The sequence below is a fragment of the Arthrobacter sp. MMS24-S77 genome (genome assembly GCF_054888235.1).
On the sequence record NZ_JBTZRN010000001.1, the window covers coordinates 1,061,196 to 1,078,294 of the forward strand.

The following is a 17,099-nucleotide window of genomic DNA, read 5'->3' on the forward strand; positions in this document are numbered from 1 at the left end:
GGAACGGTAGTGCTCACAGCGACTTCTGGAGTTCCTTGATGGGCATGTTCAGCTCCACGAGGAGGTTGAGGTCAGCGTCGGCCGGACGGCCCAGGGTGGTGAGGTAATTGCCGACGATTACGGCGTTGATCCCGCCCATGAGGCCTTCGCGGGTGCCCAGATCGCCCAGGGTCAATTCTCGCCCGCCGGCGTAACGCAGCACGGTCCGCGGCATGGCCAGGCGGAACGCCGCGATCGCACGGAGCGCGTCCTTGCCGTCCATGATTCCCTGGTTTTCGAGCGGCGTTCCGGGGCGCGGATTGAGGAAGTTGAGCGGGACTTCGTGGGGTTCGAGGGCCGCGAGCTGGCTCGCGAGTTCGGCCCGCTGGGCGGTGGTTTCGCCCATGCCGATCAGGGCGCCGCAGCAGAGTTCCATGCCAGCGGCTTTGACCATGTTGCAGGTGTCCAAACGCTCCTCGTAGCTGTGGGTGGTGACGACTTTCGGGAAGTAGCTGCGCGCGGTTTCGAGGTTGTGGTTGTAGCGGTGAACGCCCCATTCGGCGAGTTGGTTCACTTGGCGCTGGGTGAGCATGCCCAAGGAACACGCGATGTTGATGTCCACTTCTTGGTTGATGCGGTCGATCGCGAACTTGATCTGGTTCATGAGCTTGATGTCCGGCCCGCGGACGGCTGCGACGATGCAGAACTCCGTGGCCCCGGTGGCTGCGGTTTCCTTGGCGGCTTTGACGAGCTCGGGAATATCGAGCCAGACGCCGCGGACCGGGCTGTCAAACAGGCCTGATTGGCTGCAGAAATGGCAGTCTTCGGGGCATCCTCCGGTCTTGATGGAGATGATTCCCTCGACTTCCACGTCCTCGCCGCAGTGTTCCAGGCGGACTTCGTGGGCGAGTTGCAGGGCCTCCGGGATGGCTTCGTCCGGGAGCTCCAGGATCTCGAGCAGTTGGGATTCGCTGAGGCCTTCGCCATTCGCGAGGACTTGCTCGCGGGCTGTTTCCAGAATCGGATATGTGGACGTACGCCTTGGGTTTGGCTGGGTGGTCATGGTGCTCCTCGGCCGCTAATTGCAGGGGATGGTGCGTTCCTTCATGACGCTAGTGGGCCTATGGGATCGCGATTTTGTTGGACGTCCACAAACCGGGAGCTGCAATCTTGGCGGCCGACTCGCTGGATAAGTTACAGCGCGGAAACATCGTGGTGACGCCGTGGTTTCATCCCGTGGATAGCGTCAGGCCCATGTTCAGCGGGGAAACATGTCCAGACGAAGAAAGTTGCGGGGATGACTGACGATTCGAAAACGACGCAAGTGCTTGAGCCCCCGACGGCGGGCGGCTCCCCGGTGGGGGTCGCCGTCGTCGAGCCTTCCGTAGCGCTAGGCGCGCGGGGCCGCACGGCGGGCAACGCCGATGCGATGAGCGCGGCGAAGGAGAGCCTGGAGGACTACACCCTCAGGTTCGCGCCGCGGTCCTACCGCAAATGGGGTGCGGGTGTGGTGGCGACCAGCGCGCTTGGCGGAATTGCCTATTTGGCTGATTTCTCTATTGGCGCGAATATTGGCATTTCGTATGGCACCGTGAATGCCATTCTGGGAATTGTGGTGGCGGCCGTGGTTATTTTCGCCACCGGATTTCCCTTGGCCTACTATGCCGCCCGGTACAACATCGACCTCGACCTCATCACGCGAGGATCCGGATTCGGCTACTACGGTTCGGTGGTCACCAACGTGATCTTCGCGACCTTCACGTTCATCTTCTTCGCCCTCGAGGGTTCCATCATGGCGCAGGGCCTGGAACTTGGCTTGGGGATTCCGCAATGGCTTGGTTATGCGGCGTCCACGCTTATTGTCATTCCGCTGGTGATTTACGGGATGAAGGCCCTGTCCAAGTTGCAGGTGTGGACCACGCCTTTGTGGCTGCTGCTCATGGTGGTTCCCGTGGGGTATTTGGTGATTTCGCACCCGGACAGCATCGGGGACTTCTTCGCGTTCACGGGCAAATCCGGCGCTGAAGGCACCAACCTGGCCTCCGTGATGCTGGCCGCAGGTGTTTGCTTGTCCCTCATGGCGCAGATCGCGGAACAGATTGATTACCTGCGCTTCATGCCTCCCAAGACCGCCGAAAATCGCGGTGCCTGGTGGCGGGCCGTGATCCTGGCCGGACCGGGCTGGGTGATTTTCGGCGCGGTCAAGCAGATCGTGGGCATGTTCATTGCCATCTATCTGATTGCGACCCTGGATCCGGCCGCGTCCGTCCACGCGAACGAGCCCGTGCACCAGTTCCTTGGCGTGTACCAGGAAATGATGCCGGCCTGGTTGGCGATGACTTTGGCGGTGGTGCTGGTGGTCATTTCGCAGATCAAGATCAACGTGACCAACGCCTACTCCGGCTCGCTCGCGTGGACCAACAGCTTTACCCGAATCACCAAGAGCTACCCGGGCCGGATGGTGTTTGTGGTTGTGAACCTGGTGATTGCGCTGGTGCTGATGGAAGCGAACATGTTCGAGTTCCTCAACACCATTCTTGGTTTCTACGCGAACTGCGCCATGGCATGGGTTGTCACCGTCGCGTCCGATATCGCCATCAACAAATACCTGCTCAAGATCTCGCCCAAGGTTCCCGAGTTTCGCCGCGGCATGCTTTATGCGGTCAACCCGGTCGGCTTTATCTCGATGCTCATGTCAGCTGTTGTTTCGATCGCAGTGTTCTTCGGCGCTTTCGGTTCGGCTGTTCAGCCGTACTCGCCGATCTTCGCCGTCGGGTTGGCCCTTGTTTTGCCGCCCGTACTGGCTCTCTTGACCCGCGGGAAGTACTACTTGCGCCGTTCCGGCGACGGCATCGAGCTGCCCATGTTCGACGCCAATGGCAACCCTAGCGACGCCAAGCTGCTGTGCCACGTGACAGGCCTGGAGTTCGAGCGTCCGGACATGGTCCGTTCCGCCCAGGACGGGCCCGACGGCGAGCCGCAGTTCATCTCTTCCCTCGCCTTGTCGACGGATAAGTCCGGGGAATTGGTGCTGCCGGCTCAGAAGTAGGCACCAAGGTAAAGGCCCCATGGGCCTCGACGACGGATGGGCGGCCTGGCCGCGGTCCCGTCGTCGAGGCCTTTGGTTTGGGTGCTTTGGCTGGGTGGCTGGGTGACGGGGCGAGCGGCCGGGGCCTGTGGATAACTTTTCGGGCAAGGTTGGCACTTGGGTTACCCTTTTGGGAAACGTTTAGTCTTGAAAACTATTTGGGGATAGCTAGCCATGACTCCACACACTTCCAATTTCGCCCGCGCCCGGCTCTTCTTCGTTGCCGCCTTAGCAGCAATGTTGACGCTGACTGCTTGTGAGAACGGTGGCCAACCGCGTGCCGAGCAATCTGCGTCGCCAGCTGCTTCTGCTTCAGCCAGTGTCACGGTCGCACCTACTCCGACTGCCGCCTATAAGCCGGCCGATGCCAAGGGGAAGGCGCAGAATGTGCCGGTCCCGGTGCTGCCGGAGGCTGCGAAGGCGAACAGCAAGGAAGGGGTGGAGGCGTTCGCGAGGTACTGGTTCCAGGCGCTTTCGTACGCTTATGAGACTGGTGATATGGCCGTTTGGTCGGCGAAGACCGCTCCCCAATGTGTCTTCTGCGCACGTATCAAAAAGGGGATAGAATCCGGGTACTCCAAAGGCAGATGGGTTGTGGGAGGCAAGATGACAACACCATCAATTAAGGCGCTACACAAACCGAGTGCGCCTTCGCAGCAGGTAGAGATTCAAACGATCCAGGATCAAATCGACTACTTCGAAGCCGATGGAAGGGTTAGCCAGCCGTCAACGCCTCCGTCGAACTCTGCGTCAGTCATGATTGCAGTTTTTGAATCAGGTGCTTGGAAAGTCTCAGACCTCGGGCTGATTCGGTAGAGCCCGAATGAAAGCGCCATATTGGATAGTTCCTGTTTTGGCATCTGCGATGACGTTGATCGCTTCCTTCGGACCCGCTGCCGCCTCGGAGGGTGATCCCATATCGATGGGATATCAACAGGGCGGCGTCGAAGTCTCCGCGAATTTTGTCCGTGACCCTCAAACCGGTGAGCTTGTCCCAGCCCCGCCAAACTTTGTCAGCGACGACCCGAACCAGTACAAGGCAGATCTCCAGTGCCAGGTTGACGACAATTCCTTGGCCAAAAAGTGCCTACCGGGGCAGGTGCAGTGCCCGCCCCGTGAGGCTGGTGGGAAGGCCGGCACTCCGGTCATTTGGAAGGTCGCGCCGAAGTCGGTCTCGAATCCTGTGTGGACGGATTGGACCCCCAACGGAAACGGTCCGTCCTGCCTGTACGACCAAAAACCGGAGGACCTCCTGCCACGGATTGCGGCAAGAATTGAGAGCGACTTCCGCAATCTTCCGATCAAGCCCGCGGAACTGACCGCCCAGCCAAGCCCTCACACGCTCAAAGGCGCTGAAACCAACATCTTTGCGGACGCGGTTGAACAGCAATTCGATGTGACGCTCCTTGGACAACAGGTCCACATTGTGGCAACTCCAGCGGAATATACCTACACCTACGGGGACGGTAGCAGCTTTGGACCGACACCCTTCGCCGGTGGTCCGCTTCGGGAGGACGAATGGGGTCACAAGACCCGCACGAGCCATGTGTATCAACAGACCGGTGATTTTCAGATTTCGGTGACCACCACCTTCCGTGGCACCTACTCCGTGAACGGGGGCCCGAGTCTGCCGATTCCCGGCACGGGCCAGTTTGCCTCGCCGCCCCAGACGATCAGCGTCTGGCGTTCAATCACGCGCAATTACGCCGACAACTGCATCGTGAATCCCCAGGGCGAGGGCTGCCCGGGAGCGCCGTCCAAGTAGTTCGCAGCCGTCCAAGTAGTTCCCCGCCGTCGATTTGGGCGAGCATTCAATGGCGGTCTTGCGGGGACTATCGGCCGGTCATTGGCAGAGCCGGTCGAGGGTTTCCTGTGCAGCCCATTCCATCTGTTCTTCCAGCAGCTCGATGCGGCGTCCGGCGCCCTCATCTTTTGAAGGCAGCGGCGGGGTTGACATGGTCATGGTGACCTGGCTGCCGCCGTCGGCAGTTGTGATGGAGGTGGTGAGGTAGCCGTAGACGCTTCCCAGATGGCCATATCGGTTGTTGCTGGAACAACCATCACGAAACTGCCGTAGACCGAGACCGTACCCGTAGGTGGCGGGCTTCGTCTTCATTTGCGCCAGAGAGGCAGGAGAGAGAAGCTGGCCGCGGAGGAGGGCCCGGAAGAAGGTGTTCACATTCTGCGTGGTGGAGATGACGCCGCCGGCAGGGGGACCGACAAGAAGCTCCGACTGTGTGACGTCGAGCCGCTCGTTTCCGTCAATGACATAGGCGTGAAGGTTGTCCGGGGCAGAACGGTCCGGTTCGGCAAGCGAAGTGTGTTGCAGACCCAGGGGGTCGAAGATGTCTCGTTTGAGGACTTCGCCGATCGGTCTTCCACGCAGTTTCTCGATCAGCTGGCCCAGGGCCATGTAGTTGGAGCTCGAGTAGGAATACGTGTCCACTCTTCGGAGCTCCCAGGGGAGCGTTGCGGCGAGTTCGAGTGCTCGTTGCATGCTGAGCCGAGTGTTCACAACCTGCTTTGTCGGTCCAGTGGCGTATTCGGAGTCTCCGAAATCAGGCATCCCAGATGTGTGGCTCAGTAGCTGGCGGACGGTGATCGGCCCGGGCGGGTGCAGGGTGGATTGGAAGCTCTCGAGGACACCATTTACGGGGTCGTCGAGGCCAACAAGTCCCTCGTCGACGAGTTTCAGGACCGAGACGGCAACCATCGATTTGGTGATACTTCCGACGGAGACCCGGTCCTGGGGCAGGGCAGGGGCTTTGGTGTCCAGGTTTCGCACTCCATAGGCCTTGGACCATTCCCCGCCGGGCCATCTCACCTGCACGACGAAGGAAGTCGCTCGGCCATCCATGAAGTGCTGAATGTTGAGGTCCAAGGAATCCGTCGCCGACTGTGTCGCGGCACTGGATGCCCCCGGCGCGGGGGTGGTCTGTGTGCAACCACCCAGAGCGACGACAAGGGCCACGGCGAATACGGCCGCCAGTGTGCAACGACGACCCCACCACCGATCTGCCAACCCAGGCATGACATCGTTCTACGCTCAAACGTCTCCGAAGAGTAGACCCTGCCACCGCCGTCGTTACGTGATCCCGGTCTCAGCAGGAATAGTTGCAGGCGCGTGGCAGTTGCCGCCAGTGGACCTGTTCCCGTTTGAAAGGCACTGCTCATGTTGTTTTCCCCGTTGACTCTCGGCGAGCTTGAACTTCCCAACCGCTTGGTCATGGCGCCGCTGACCCGTGTCCGATCTGGCGCCGAAGGCATTCCCGGCCCGCTGGTTGAGGAACACTACCGCCAGCGTGCCTCCCTCGGGCTCATCGTCAGCGAGGGCACCTACCCGACGCCGGCGGGCCAGTCCTACCCGGGGCAGCCTGGCCTCGTCACGGAGGAACAGATCGCGGGCTGGAAGAAGGTGACCGACGCCGTCCATGCTGAAGGCGGCCGGATGTTCGCCCAGGTCATGCACGGTGGACGCGTTTCCCACTCGGATATCACCGGTGGTCACGAGATTGTGGCACCCAGTGCCGTGGCCATCGACGGCGAAGTCCGTACACCGAACGGCAAGAAGCCCTACCCGGTGCCGCGCGAACTGAGCACCGATGAACTTCCTGCAGTGATCCAGGAAATCGTCACGGCATCCCGGAACGCCATCGAGGCAGGATTCGACGGCGTCGAACTGCACTCTGCCAATGGATACCTGCTCCACGAGTTCCTTGCCCCCAACACCAATGTCCGCACCGACAGCTACGGTGGCTCCCCGGAAAACCGAGCCCGCTTTGTGATCGAGACAGTCAACGCGGTGGTTGAAGCCCTGGGCGCCAACAGGGTGGGCATCCGGATCTCCCCGGAGCACTCGGTCCAGGGGATCGCCGAGCTCGACCCCGCCGACGTTCGCGCCACTTATGAAGTCCTGGTGGAGACGATCGCCCCGCTCAACCTCGCCTACCTGAGCATCCTCCACCACGATCCCAAGGGCGAGCTTGTCCAGGACCTGCGCGAGCGTTTCAAGGGCACGTTCCTGGTGAACACCGGCTTCGGCGAAGTAACCACCCGGGATGAAGCCGCGGCGCTCGTAGCCGACGGTCACGCCGACGCCGTGGTAGTTGGCCGCCCGGCCATCGCCAACCCGGACCTGGCACGCCGCTGGCGTGAGAGCCTACCGCTTAACGAACCGGACCCCTCCACGTTCTACGGTGAAGGGGCCAAGGGGTACACCGACTACCCGTTCTACGCCAACTAGAACCCCCGAAACTACGACGGCGGCACCTGCGAAGGTGCCGCCGTCGCGGTTTTAACGCCTCGGGTTGGTTTCCCTCTGCCATCCCCCATTCCCGAGGCCTCCGAATCGGCACACAGCGTCCAAAGCCGCCACAAAGGGCCCATTCCTATAGGATTTGTCTATGAAACTCGCTTCTTCGCGGGATCGCGCCCCCGGCCGACCCGTCAGCCGCCAGGTTCTCGCCGACCACGTCTACGAGGAGCTCCTTGCCTGGCTCATGGACGGCCGGCTGGAACCGGGGGCCGCGGTCAGTATCGACGGGACGGCGCGCGAACTGGACGTTTCGCCCACTCCCGTCCGCGAGGCGTTGGCGAGGCTTGAACACACGGGCATGGTCCGCCGGGTTGCCCTCAAGGGTTATAGGGTGGCCCCGGTTTTCACCCGCGAAGACTTTGCCGAACTCATGGAGGCGCGGCTGGCGATCGAGCCGGTCAACGCACGATTGGCGTGCAGCCGGATCACCCCGGAAGGCTTGGCAGATCTGCGCCGGGCCGTGGAGGATCTGGAGACCGCTCCTCGAGGGCCATCATTCGTGGAGTTCCGGGACTACCTTGAGGCCGATGAGCGTTTCCACAAGCTGATCGCCGAGCAGTCCGGCAACCAATTCATGCTTTCGGCCTACAACGCCTTGGGGGGACAAGTCCAGCGGTTCCGGCTGTTCGGGGGAGTGGGCATCACCGACGCCGAGCAGGCCATCGCCGAACACAAGGCCGTGTTCGAGGCCATGGCCAGCGGGGACCCGGAGCAAGCCGCGGCCGCCATGGCTGACCACGTCCACAAGGTTCGCGCTCGGGCCATTGCCGACGCGCCTGCTGACTGAGCCGTCGCCCTAAGACCGCGCGCCCGACGGCGATTCAAGACAGCGGCTCGACACCGCAGGAACCGCAAAGCCCGCCCATCGGCGGGCTTTTTGCGTGCTCCTTGCAGTCCATACCCGGTGACCCACTTCACAAACATATGTAAGACATATAGGATCTTCGATGAAGCGAGGCAATCGAGGCCAGTCGGCGGAAACTCCAAACAAATATGTTGACAGCCTCGCTCAGATAGTAAATCCTATAGGAAACAGGATTCCACGAAGGAGTGAAAAGCTATGGCTTATACCGCCGAAAACTGGCCCATCACCGCGGCCTTGCTGCAGTTCCCCGGGACAGACGCCACCGGACGGCACATCAACGACGCCGATGCTTCCGCTTGGGCCGAGGTCCTGCAGGAAGTCAAGGACGCCGGCTTTGCCAACGCGGACCTCACCGATAGCTGGGTCCGCCCGGGGGACCTCAGCAAGGAACGCCTCGCGGAGTTCAAGCAGACCGCGGACAACGTTGGCATAGGCATCCCGGTGATCTCGGCCATCCGCCGCAGCGTCATTCACGCCCAGGACTGGGCCGACAACCTGGCCTACAGCCACCGCACCATCGACGCGGCAGCCGAGCTGGGCTGCGAGGTTGTCTCTTTCGGACTCCACCAGGCCATCACCGCAGAGCAGCAGAAGCAGCTGTGGTTCTGGACGGTGGAAGGCTACAAGGATCCGGTGGGGGACAAGGAAGCCTGGGGCAACGCCGTCGCACGCTTGCGGGAACTGGGAGAGCACGCCGCGGAAGTCGGCGTCCTCTTGTCCCTTGAAATGTATGAAGACACGTTCCTGGGTACCGCCGACTCCTCGGTGCAGCTGGTCCAGGACATCGGGCTCGACAACGTGGGTCTCAACCCGGACCTCGGCAACCTGATCCGTCTCCATCGGCCCATCGAGGACTGGCGCGAAATGGTGGCCAAGACCCTCCCGTACTCCAACTACTGGCACATGAAGAACTACATCCGCGATGAAGACGTCGCCCGCGACAGCTACATCACCATGCCGGCTCCGATGGAGAGCGGCCTCATCAACTACCGCGAAGCCTTCAAGGTCGCATTGTCCGTAGGCTTCCAGGGCATTCTGTGCACTGAGCACTACGGCGGCGACGGGCTGAGCGTCACGGCAAGCAACCAGGAATACCTGCGCCGCCAAGTCCTCCCGAAGACCGAAAACTACGCTCTCGGCGAGAGCCAGGTTGCCCAGGGCCGGCAGCAGCCTTCCAGCTCCACCCAGCCTTCCGACCGGACCGAGTCCGCTTCCCAGCTGGCAGGCGTGTAGGACCATGACAAGGATCTTCGACAACCCCGCAGACTTTGCGGACGATGCGCTGGACGGATTCGTCGCCGCCAACCGTGGTTATGTTGCCCGGGTGGATGGCGGGGTAGTCCGCTCCACCGAAGTCCCCGCCGGGCAGGTTGCCTTGGTGGTGGGCGGCGGCTCGGGACACTACCCTGCTTTCGCTGGACTGGTCGGACCAGGCCTGGCAACGGCCTCGGCGTGCGGCAACATGTTCGCTTCCCCGGCCGCCGGGCAGGTGTATCGCGTAGCCAAAGCAGCGAATGCCGGGGGCGGAGTCCTGCTCAGCTACGGCAACTACGCAGGAGATGTGCTGCACTTCGGCCAGGCCCAGTTGCGCCTCAACGCCGAAGGTATCGAGACCCGCACCGTGACTGTTACCGACGACATCGCCAGCGCGCCGTTGGACCAGATCGAAAAGCGGCGTGGGATCGCGGGAGACCTCACGGTCTTCAAGATCGCCGGCGCCGCCGCCGAAGCGGGACTGGAACTCGACGCCGTCGAGCGCTTGGCGATCAAGACGAACTACCGTACGCGTTCGCTGGGGGTGGCCTTTGACGGCTGCACCCTTCCGGGCGCCAAAGATCCGTTGTTCCACGTTCCGGCCGGCCAGATGTCCCTTGGCTTGGGTATCCATGGCGAACCGGGGATCTCCGAGCACGCGATGCCCACCGCCTCCGAACTCGCCGAACTGCTTGTCTCCAAGCTCCTCAATGACAAGCCCGACGACGCCGGAGACCGCGTGGTGGCGATCGTCAATGGCCTCGGCACGGTCAAGTACGACGAGCTCTTCCTGCTCTTCGGCAAGATCGAGAAACTCCTCAATAGAGCGGGCCTCACCGTCGTGGAGCCCGAGTGCGGCGAGTTGGTAACAAGCCTGGACATGTCCGGTCTTTCACTGACGCTGCTGTGGCTGGACGAGGAGCTCGAACAGTATTGGGCAGCACCCGCGGACACTCCCGCGTTCCGCAAAGGCAACCTCGCGCCGCGCGCGCCTCGCAACCACGCGAGCGTCACCGCGGTGGACGAGTCCGACGTCGAGCAGCCCACCACGGCCGCTGCCGAACTCGGGCGGCAGGCTGTGGCCGTGCTCGCCCAGGTGCGGGACGTCGTCGTCGAGCACGAAGACGAACTCGGCAAGCTGGACGCCATTGCCGGCGACGGCGACCACGGCATCGGCATGCGTCGCGGCGTTGACGCGGCCTTTACTGCCGCCGAGACGGCATGTGGAGCCTCAGTGGGGCGGATCCTGACGGCCGCGGGGGAGGCTTGGAGCGAACGCGCCGGCGGAACTTCGGGCGCGCTGTGGGGCTCGGCGATCATCGCGGCAGGGCAGGCGCTCGGCAACAAAGCGGGCTACTCGGGCGAGGATGCCGCGGCCGCCGTCACGGCGTTCGTTTCGGCGATCACCGAGCTCGGCAAGGCCGAACCCGGCGACAAGACCATGGTGGACGCGCTGCTCCCGTTCCGGGACGCGTTCCTCACAGAGTTCGACGCCGGAGCTCCGGTTGATCGGGCGCTGGCGGCAGCGGCCGCGGCGGCTGAGTCCGCGGCGGCAGAGACGGCCCGTTTGCGTCCCCTTAAGGGACGCGCCCGTCCCCTCGCAGAAAAAAGCGTGGGCCACCCTGATCCCGGCGCGGTCTCCTTCGGCTTGATCACGGCGAGGATCTCACAACATATCGATCCACAGCTGGGCGGTTCACAGCTGGCGCCCCCGGCACGAAACGGAGTTCAAGCATGAGCGGATCAGAAGGCTGGCGGATCGTCGTCGGCAATGACGAAGCCGGTGTCGAATACAAGCAGGCGCTCATGGCGCTGCTTGAGGCCGATCCCCGGGTGGCGTCCGTAACCGACGTGGGCGTCGGCGCCAACGACTCCACGGCGTACCCGCACGTTGCCGTGGACGCGGCCCGCAAAGTTGCCGAGGGCCAGGCGGACCGTGCCCTCCTGATCTGCGGGACGGGACTGGGCGTGGCCATCGCGGCCAACAAGGTCCCCGGAATCCGTGCCGTCACCGCGCACGACAGCTACTCCGTGGAGCGTTCGGTCCTGAGTAACAACGCCCAGGTCCTGACCATGGGACAGCGGGTGATCGGCTTGGAACTGGCCAAAAAGCTGGTGGGCGAATGGCTGGGCCACCACTTCGACGAAACATCATCTTCCGCCGCCAAGGTGGACGCCATTTGCTCCTACGAGCCCGATTACACAAAGGCAGTGTGACATGACTGAAACGCAGAAGACCCCCGCTGACGCAGCGGCGGCCCGGAAGATCGCCGTCGTCGGCTCCGGATACATGGGCGGCGGGATCGCGCAGGTCCTTGCCCTCGGCGGAGCGCGCGTGGCGCTGGCGGATGTGTCTGCGGAAATCGCGCAGAAGAACTACGACCGCCTGCTCGTCGAATCGGACGAATTCGTGGCCGCCGGACTCTTTCCCGAAGGTTCCACGGCAATCCTGAAAGCCAATCTGTGGGCCGCCAAGGACATCGAAGAGGCCGTCGCGGACGCCGACTTCATCGAAGAAGCCGTTCCCGAGGTTCTCGATATCAAGCACCAGACCCTGGCCCGCATCAGCGCGGCTGCCCGTCCGGACGCCCTGATCGGCTCCAACACCTCCACCATTTCCATCGCCGATCTTGCCGAGGCCGTCGCAGGTCCGGAGCGATTCCTCGGCGTGCACTTCTCCAACCCGTCCCCGTTCATCCCGGGTGTCGAGATCATTCCCCACGCCGGCACCACGCCGGAGACCGTTGCCGCTTCCCGCGAACTGGTCCACGCGGCCGGCAAGCAAACCGCCGTCGTCAAGGACGTCACCGGCTTCGTGCTCAACCGGCTGCAGTACGCGCTTTTCCACGAGGCCGCCCAGCTGGTGGAGCAGGGGATTGCAACAGCGGACGACGTCGACACTTTGGTCCGTACGACGTTCGGCTTCCGATTGCCGTTCTTCGGTCCATTTGCAATCGCGGACATGGCCGGATTGGACGTCTACAACTTCTGCTACAAGTCCCTCCAGACCGGTTTCCCGGAGCGCTTCGCCACGCCGAAGATCCTGAGCGACCTCGTGGAAGCGGGAAAGCTGGGCACCAAGACCGGCGCAGGCTTCCTCAATGTCCCCGCGGAACGCACCCCCGAACTCATCGCCTACCGGAACAAGGCCTACGTGGCCATGCAGAAGCTCATTGATGAGCTCGGCCCGGCACCTATCAACTAGCCCTACCATTCACAGGAGAATACCCATGAGCATCTTTCCCGCAGAACGAACCGCGATTGTCACCGGCGCCGTCTCCGAGCGCGGAATCGGCCGGGCCACCGTCAACTACCTGGCCGCGCAAGGCTGGAACATCGGCATCATCGACCTGGACAACGCCCTGTGCAAGAGCACCGCGAAGGAAATCGCCGCCGAATATGGCGTCAAGGCCTATGGCGTGGGCGCCAACGTGGCCGATGAAGCATCCGTCCGCTCCGCCATCGACACGCTCGAGGCTGAGTTGCCGCAGATCGTCGCCCTGGCCAACGTTGCCGGTGTTAGCTCGCCGATTCCGTACCTGGAACTCGAGCCCGCGGAATGGAACCGTGTCCTGAACATCAACCTCAACGGCGTCCACTACGCCACCCGCCGCGTGGCCGAATCCATGGTCAAAAACCGGATCGGACGCATCGTGAACATCTCCTCGGTTTCCGCCCAGCGCGGCGGCGGGACGTTCTCCAAGACCCCGTACTCGGTTGCAAAGGCCGGAGTCATCGGCCTGACCCGCGCCACCGCCCGCGAGCTCGGCGAATTCGACATCACCGTCAACGCCATCTCTCCCGGCCCCATCGACACCGACATCATGGGCGGCACCCTCAGCGAGGAACGCAAGGACGAACTCACCAAGGACCTCGTGGTGAACCGCGTGGGCTCCACCCGGGACATCGCCGCCGCCATCGCCTTCCTCATCAGCGAGGACTCCGGTTACATCTCGGGCCAGACGCTGAATGTCGACGGCGGACTGTACATGCATTAATTCCGGACCGTATCACCCCTTGAAATGCCCCAACCCTGACTACTCAGCTCTGATTACTCAACGAGGAGTTTCGATGTCCGTTGCAACTACATCCACGAAGGAGATGCTGGATTCGCCGATTCTGAAATCGGCCATCCGCAAGGCTGCCGCCCGGCTCATGCCGATGCTGGTCATCCTTTATGTCGTTTCCTTCCTCGACCGCACCAACGTTGGTTTCGCTGAAGCCGCCCTCGGTGCGGACAAAGGCGTCTCGGCCGGGGCGTTCGCGCTCGGTGCCGGTATCTTCTTCATCGGCTACGCAATCTTTGAAATCCCCAGCAACCTGCTGCTCAAGAAGGTCGGCGCCAAGATCTGGCTCGCCCGCATTGCGATCACGTGGGGCCTCGTCTCGGCCTGCTTCGCCTTCGTGCAGGGTGAGACATCATTCGTGATCCTGCGGTTCCTGCTCGGTGTGACAGAGGCGGGCCTGTTCCCGGGCGTGATCATGTACTTGGCCGAGTGGTTCCCGAACAAGGTGCGCGTGCAGATGTTCGCGATCTTCTACCTTGCCCAGCCGTTCTCCCAGATGATCGGCAACCCGCTCTCCGGCTGGTTGATCAACATCGGCGACCAGATTCCCGGCGTCCGTGGTTGGCAGGTCATGTTCTTCACCGAAGGTATCTTGGCTGTGCTCGCAGGCATTGCGGCGTTTTTCTTCCTGATCAACGGCCCGGAGAAGGCCAAGTTCCTCAATGCGGACGAGAAGTTCGCGCTCAAGGAGATCATGGCGCAGGAGGACACCGTCAAGGATGAAACCGGCCCGCGGGGTGTGTTCGCCGCTATGCGCAACGGCCGCGTGTGGTACTTCACGATCATCTACTTCTGCCTGCAGATCGCCGTCTACGGTGTCACCTTCTTCTTGCCGCAGCAGGTTTCCTCGCTGACCGGCCAGAAGGTGGGCCTCGCCGTCGGCCTGCTGATCGCCGTTCCGTGGTTCTTTGGAATCTTCTCCTGCTACCTGATCGGCCGTGCGGCGAACACCGTTGCCAAGCGCCGCACGTTCGGCACCGTCCTGTTCGTGTCCACGGGTGTCTGCATCCTCGGTTCGGCTTGGGCCGGGACGAACCACCAGCCGGTGCTTGGGCTGATCTTCATCACGCTCGCAGTGTGCAGCTTCCTGGCAGTCGGTCCGGTCTTCTGGGCCTACCCGACGGCGTTCCTCGCCGGGTCCGCAGCCGCCGCCGGTATTGGCCTTATCAACTCGCTGGGCAACCTAGGTGGTTTTGTGGCCCCCATCCTGCGAACCGCGGTCAACAGCGCCACCGCCGACCCCACGGGATCGGCCGGCGTCTACGCACTGGGAATCCTTCCGTTCCTGGCGGCCGCCATGATGTTCGGCACCCGGGCGTTCAAGAACAAGGCTGACGAGTTCCTGGGCAAGTAGCCATGTACATCGGTGTGAGCACCAAGATGTACATGGGGTTCCGGCACACCGTGTTCCTGGCTGGAGCAATTGCGAGGTGAAGTGGACGCCCGCCCGGCCCTTGTGGCCGGGCGGGTGGTCCCGTTCGTCATCCCGTCGTTTCCCATGCTGCCCGCTGCAGCCCAGATGCTGGAGGATTCTCCTCTGCTCTTGGGTGCGCAGAATTGCGGCTGGTCCGACGGCCCGTGGACCGGGGAAGTGTCGCCGTCCTTGCTGGCGGAGCTTGGTGTGCGGCTCGTGGAGATCGGACACGCGGAACGACGCCGACATTTCGCCGAGGACGACGTAGTAGTCGCGCTGAAGGTCCGGGCCGCGGTGGACGCCGGGCTGACCCCGCTGCTGTGCGTCGGAGAGGAAACCGTCTCCGAGCCGGAGGTCGCGGCGTCGTTCGTGTACCGGCAGATCTCAGCCGCCGTCCAAGAGGATTGGGCGACGGCGGGACGGCTGGTCGTCGCGTACGAACCGGTGTGGGCCATCGGCGCGCCCGAGCCTGCCCGGGCAGCTTACGTCTCCGACGTCGTCGCTCACCTCCGGGAGTTGCTCGCCGAGCATGGCCTGGCTGGGCTGCCCATCATCTACGGTGGCTCTGCCAAGCCCGGGCTCCTGCCTGAGCTCAACGGCGTGTCCGGACTCTTCCTGGGCCGATTCGCCCACGACCCGGCGAACTTCGGGACAGTACTAGACGAAGCGCTGGAGTTACCCAACTAATACGAAAGTAGGGGTGGGTCAGGCTGCAGTGACCGGTGTGAGCGTGACGTCGTAGCCGAGGCTGGTGAGTTGCTTGATGGCGTTGTTCTTGGCGCGGGTCGGGTTGATGCGGGTGAAGTGGTCGGCTCCGGGCTCGTTGTAGCACTCTCCGTTGGCGAGCATGTGCCAGGCTGCGGTGAGGATGGAATGTTCGACGGCGACGAGGGCTTTGTTGCGTCCGCTTCGGGCTGTGATGCGGTGGTATCTCGCGGCGAGGTAGGTGTTCTTGGACCGTGCGGCCGACATGGCCGCGGTGCCCAGGGCTGCCTTGAGGTATTTGTTCCCGGGCAGGATGTGCGCGGATTTGATCCGTCCGGCGGACTCGTTGGATCCGGGACTGACGCCGGCCCAGGACGCGAGCCGGGCGGGGGTTTCGAACACGGCCATGTCCGCACCGGTTTCGGCGATGATCACTTCGGCAACTTTGAGGGAGACTCCGGGGATGGTGGCCAGGGCTTCCCTGGCGTCGCGAAAGGGTTCCATCGCCTCCTCGATCCGTGCCGTGAGGGTCTCGATGACCCGGGTGTGGGTGTCGATCTGGTCCAGGTGCAGGCGGGCCATGAACGCGTGGTGGGGTTTGAACCGCCCGGTGAGCGCGTCAACGAGGGCCGGGATCTTCGAGCGCAGCACTCCCCGGGCCATGCCGGCCAGGACATCGGGGTTGCGTTCCCCGTTGATGAGGGCCTCGAGCATGTCCCGGGAGGACACCCCGGTCAGGTCCGAGACCACGGAGGAGAGCTTGATCCCGGAACTCTCCAGGAACTTCTCCAGCCGCTGGATCTCCCGGGCCCGGTCGCGGGTGGCGATCGCACGGGCCCGGGTCAGGTCCCTGAGTTCACGGATCGGTTCCGGCGGCACGAACGAGGCCCGCAACAACCCGAAAGCGGCCAACTGCGCCAGCCAGGCCGCGTCGGAGACGTCCGTCTTGCGCCCGGGGATGTTCCGGGCGGCCTTGGCGTTGACGAGCATCACCGGCAGCGTTTCCTCCATCAGGTAGTAGAAGGGCTTCCAGTAGTCACTGGTCGCTTCCATCACCACCGTGGTCACATGTTCGCGTTCCAGGAACTCCCGCAGTTCCAGGATCTTCTGTGTAGTCGAGCCCCAGGTCGTGACCGTCGACGCATAGGTCCCGGCCCGCGGGCCCGGCACCCGCACGCAGAGTTTCGCGTCGCGTTTGGAGATATCCAACCCCGCGGCCCGCTCGTGAACAATGTCCATTCCTTCTTCCCTCCAACACCCTCAGGCGGCCATCTACTGTGTCCGTCTCGGGGAGGACAGGGAATATGTTCAGGAATCTAATACCCGTGCTTCAAAGCAACAATCCACGGTTCCCGTGGAAGCCCTCCCACACCACGCTGACTCACGGACTCAAGGCACCAACTTGGGTCGGC

Annotated in this window: 14 protein-coding genes and 1 pseudogene; 12 read left to right on the top strand and 3 right to left on the bottom strand. The window is 63.0% G+C overall.

Going from position 1 to position 17,099, the window contains the following annotated elements:
* Positions 1–13: 13 nt before the first annotated feature.
* Positions 14–1,042: a biotin synthase BioB gene (bioB, locus tag ACX5I4_RS04905; protein WP_461835674.1), complete on the bottom strand. Its 1,029-nt coding sequence runs from the start codon at positions 1,040–1,042 to the stop codon at positions 14–16.
* 234 nt (positions 1,043–1,276) lie between these two features.
* On the opposite strand from bioB, the gene ACX5I4_RS04910 reads away from it, so the two are divergent.
* The 3 genes from ACX5I4_RS04910 (at position 1,277) to ACX5I4_RS04920 (ending at position 4,832) form a co-directional block, all read left to right on the top strand.
* The gene (locus ACX5I4_RS04910; RefSeq protein WP_461835675.1) at positions 1,277–3,028 is read left to right on the top strand and encodes a purine-cytosine permease family protein; all 1,752 of its coding nucleotides are present in this window, start codon (positions 1,277–1,279) and stop codon (positions 3,026–3,028) included.
* A gap of 213 nt (positions 3,029–3,241) precedes the next feature.
* Entirely contained in the window at positions 3,242–3,883 is a 642-nt protein-coding gene (locus ACX5I4_RS04915) for a DUF6318 family protein (protein ID WP_461835676.1), read from the top strand.
* A 49-nt stretch (positions 3,884–3,932) separates the two neighbouring features.
* Entirely contained in the window at positions 3,933–4,832 is a 900-nt protein-coding gene (locus ACX5I4_RS04920) for a hypothetical protein (RefSeq protein ID WP_461835677.1), read from the top strand.
* A gap of 78 nt (positions 4,833–4,910) precedes the next feature.
* On the opposite strand, the gene ACX5I4_RS04925 is transcribed toward ACX5I4_RS04920, so the two are convergent.
* A complete protein-coding gene (locus ACX5I4_RS04925) occupies positions 4,911–6,098 on the bottom strand; it encodes a serine hydrolase domain-containing protein (protein WP_461835678.1) in 1,188 nt (395 codons plus the stop codon).
* Positions 6,099–6,239: 141 nt separating this feature from the next.
* Between ACX5I4_RS04925 and ACX5I4_RS04930 the strand changes: the two genes are divergently transcribed.
* The 9 genes and pseudogenes from ACX5I4_RS04930 (at position 6,240) to ACX5I4_RS04970 (ending at position 15,669) form a co-directional block, all read left to right on the top strand.
* The gene (locus ACX5I4_RS04930; RefSeq protein WP_461835679.1) at positions 6,240–7,310 is read left to right on the top strand and encodes an alkene reductase; all 1,071 of its coding nucleotides are present in this window, start codon (positions 6,240–6,242) and stop codon (positions 7,308–7,310) included.
* A gap of 160 nt (positions 7,311–7,470) precedes the next feature.
* Entirely contained in the window at positions 7,471–8,169 is a 699-nt protein-coding gene (locus tag ACX5I4_RS04935) for a GntR family transcriptional regulator (protein ID WP_461835680.1), read from the top strand.
* 273 nt (positions 8,170–8,442) lie between these two features.
* Complete coding sequence (locus ACX5I4_RS04940; RefSeq protein ID WP_461835681.1) at positions 8,443–9,480, top strand: sugar phosphate isomerase/epimerase family protein; 1,038 nt, start codon at positions 8,443–8,445, stop codon at positions 9,478–9,480.
* A 4-nt stretch (positions 9,481–9,484) separates the two neighbouring features.
* Positions 9,485–11,239 carry a dihydroxyacetone kinase subunit DhaL gene (gene dhaL, locus ACX5I4_RS04945; protein ID WP_461835682.1) on the top strand — a complete coding sequence of 585 codons (1,755 nt, stop codon included), beginning with the start codon at positions 9,485–9,487 and terminating at the stop codon, positions 11,237–11,239.
* Entirely contained in the window at positions 11,236–11,718 is a 483-nt protein-coding gene (locus tag ACX5I4_RS04950; RefSeq protein WP_461835683.1) for a ribose-5-phosphate isomerase, read from the top strand. Before dhaL ends, ACX5I4_RS04950 begins: the two co-directional genes overlap by 4 nt.
* Position 11,719: 1 nt before the next feature.
* Positions 11,720–12,706, top strand: a complete 987-nt coding sequence (locus tag ACX5I4_RS04955) for a 3-hydroxyacyl-CoA dehydrogenase family protein (RefSeq protein WP_461835684.1) — start codon at positions 11,720–11,722, stop codon at positions 12,704–12,706.
* 25 nt (positions 12,707–12,731) lie between these two features.
* A complete protein-coding gene (locus ACX5I4_RS04960; RefSeq protein WP_461835685.1) occupies positions 12,732–13,499 on the top strand; it encodes an SDR family NAD(P)-dependent oxidoreductase in 768 nt (255 codons plus the stop codon).
* A gap of 73 nt (positions 13,500–13,572) precedes the next feature.
* Positions 13,573–14,922: an MFS transporter gene (locus ACX5I4_RS04965; RefSeq protein ID WP_461835686.1), complete on the top strand. Its 1,350-nt coding sequence runs from the start codon at positions 13,573–13,575 to the stop codon at positions 14,920–14,922.
* Between the two features lie 2 nt (positions 14,923–14,924).
* A pseudogene (locus ACX5I4_RS04970) lies at positions 14,925–15,669 on the top strand (triose-phosphate isomerase family protein).
* A gap of 18 nt (positions 15,670–15,687) precedes the next feature.
* Here the strand turns inward: ACX5I4_RS04970 and ACX5I4_RS04975 are convergent.
* A complete protein-coding gene (locus tag ACX5I4_RS04975; protein WP_461835174.1) occupies positions 15,688–16,926 on the bottom strand; it encodes an IS110 family RNA-guided transposase in 1,239 nt (412 codons plus the stop codon).
* Between the last annotated feature and the right edge of the window lie 173 nt (positions 16,927–17,099).

Excerpts from the sequence above, each read along its gene's own strand:
- bioB (WP_461835674.1), bottom strand. The coding sequence starts at position 1,042 with ATGACCACCCAGCCAAACCCAAGGCGTACGTCCACATATCCGATTCTG.
- ACX5I4_RS04930 (WP_461835679.1), top strand. The coding sequence starts at position 6,240 with ATGTTGTTTTCCCCGTTGACTCTCGGCGAGCTTGAACTTCCCAACCGC.
- ACX5I4_RS04975 (WP_461835174.1), bottom strand. The coding sequence starts at position 16,926 with ATGGACATTGTTCACGAGCGGGCCGCGGGGTTGGATATCTCCAAACGC.
- ACX5I4_RS04965 (WP_461835686.1), top strand. The coding sequence starts at position 13,573 with ATGTCCGTTGCAACTACATCCACGAAGGAGATGCTGGATTCGCCGATT.
- ACX5I4_RS04955 (WP_461835684.1), top strand. The coding sequence starts at position 11,720 with ATGACTGAAACGCAGAAGACCCCCGCTGACGCAGCGGCGGCCCGGAAG.
- ACX5I4_RS04950 (WP_461835683.1), top strand. The coding sequence starts at position 11,236 with ATGAGCGGATCAGAAGGCTGGCGGATCGTCGTCGGCAATGACGAAGCC.
- ACX5I4_RS04940 (WP_461835681.1), top strand. The coding sequence starts at position 8,443 with ATGGCTTATACCGCCGAAAACTGGCCCATCACCGCGGCCTTGCTGCAG.
- ACX5I4_RS04915 (WP_461835676.1), top strand. The coding sequence starts at position 3,242 with ATGACTCCACACACTTCCAATTTCGCCCGCGCCCGGCTCTTCTTCGTT.
- ACX5I4_RS04960 (WP_461835685.1), top strand. The coding sequence starts at position 12,732 with ATGAGCATCTTTCCCGCAGAACGAACCGCGATTGTCACCGGCGCCGTC.
- ACX5I4_RS04920 (WP_461835677.1), top strand. The coding sequence starts at position 3,933 with ATGACGTTGATCGCTTCCTTCGGACCCGCTGCCGCCTCGGAGGGTGAT.
- ACX5I4_RS04935 (WP_461835680.1), top strand. The coding sequence starts at position 7,471 with ATGAAACTCGCTTCTTCGCGGGATCGCGCCCCCGGCCGACCCGTCAGC.
- dhaL (WP_461835682.1), top strand. The coding sequence starts at position 9,485 with ATGACAAGGATCTTCGACAACCCCGCAGACTTTGCGGACGATGCGCTG.
- ACX5I4_RS04910 (WP_461835675.1), top strand. The coding sequence starts at position 1,277 with ATGACTGACGATTCGAAAACGACGCAAGTGCTTGAGCCCCCGACGGCG.
- ACX5I4_RS04925 (WP_461835678.1), bottom strand. The coding sequence starts at position 6,098 with ATGCCTGGGTTGGCAGATCGGTGGTGGGGTCGTCGTTGCACACTGGCG.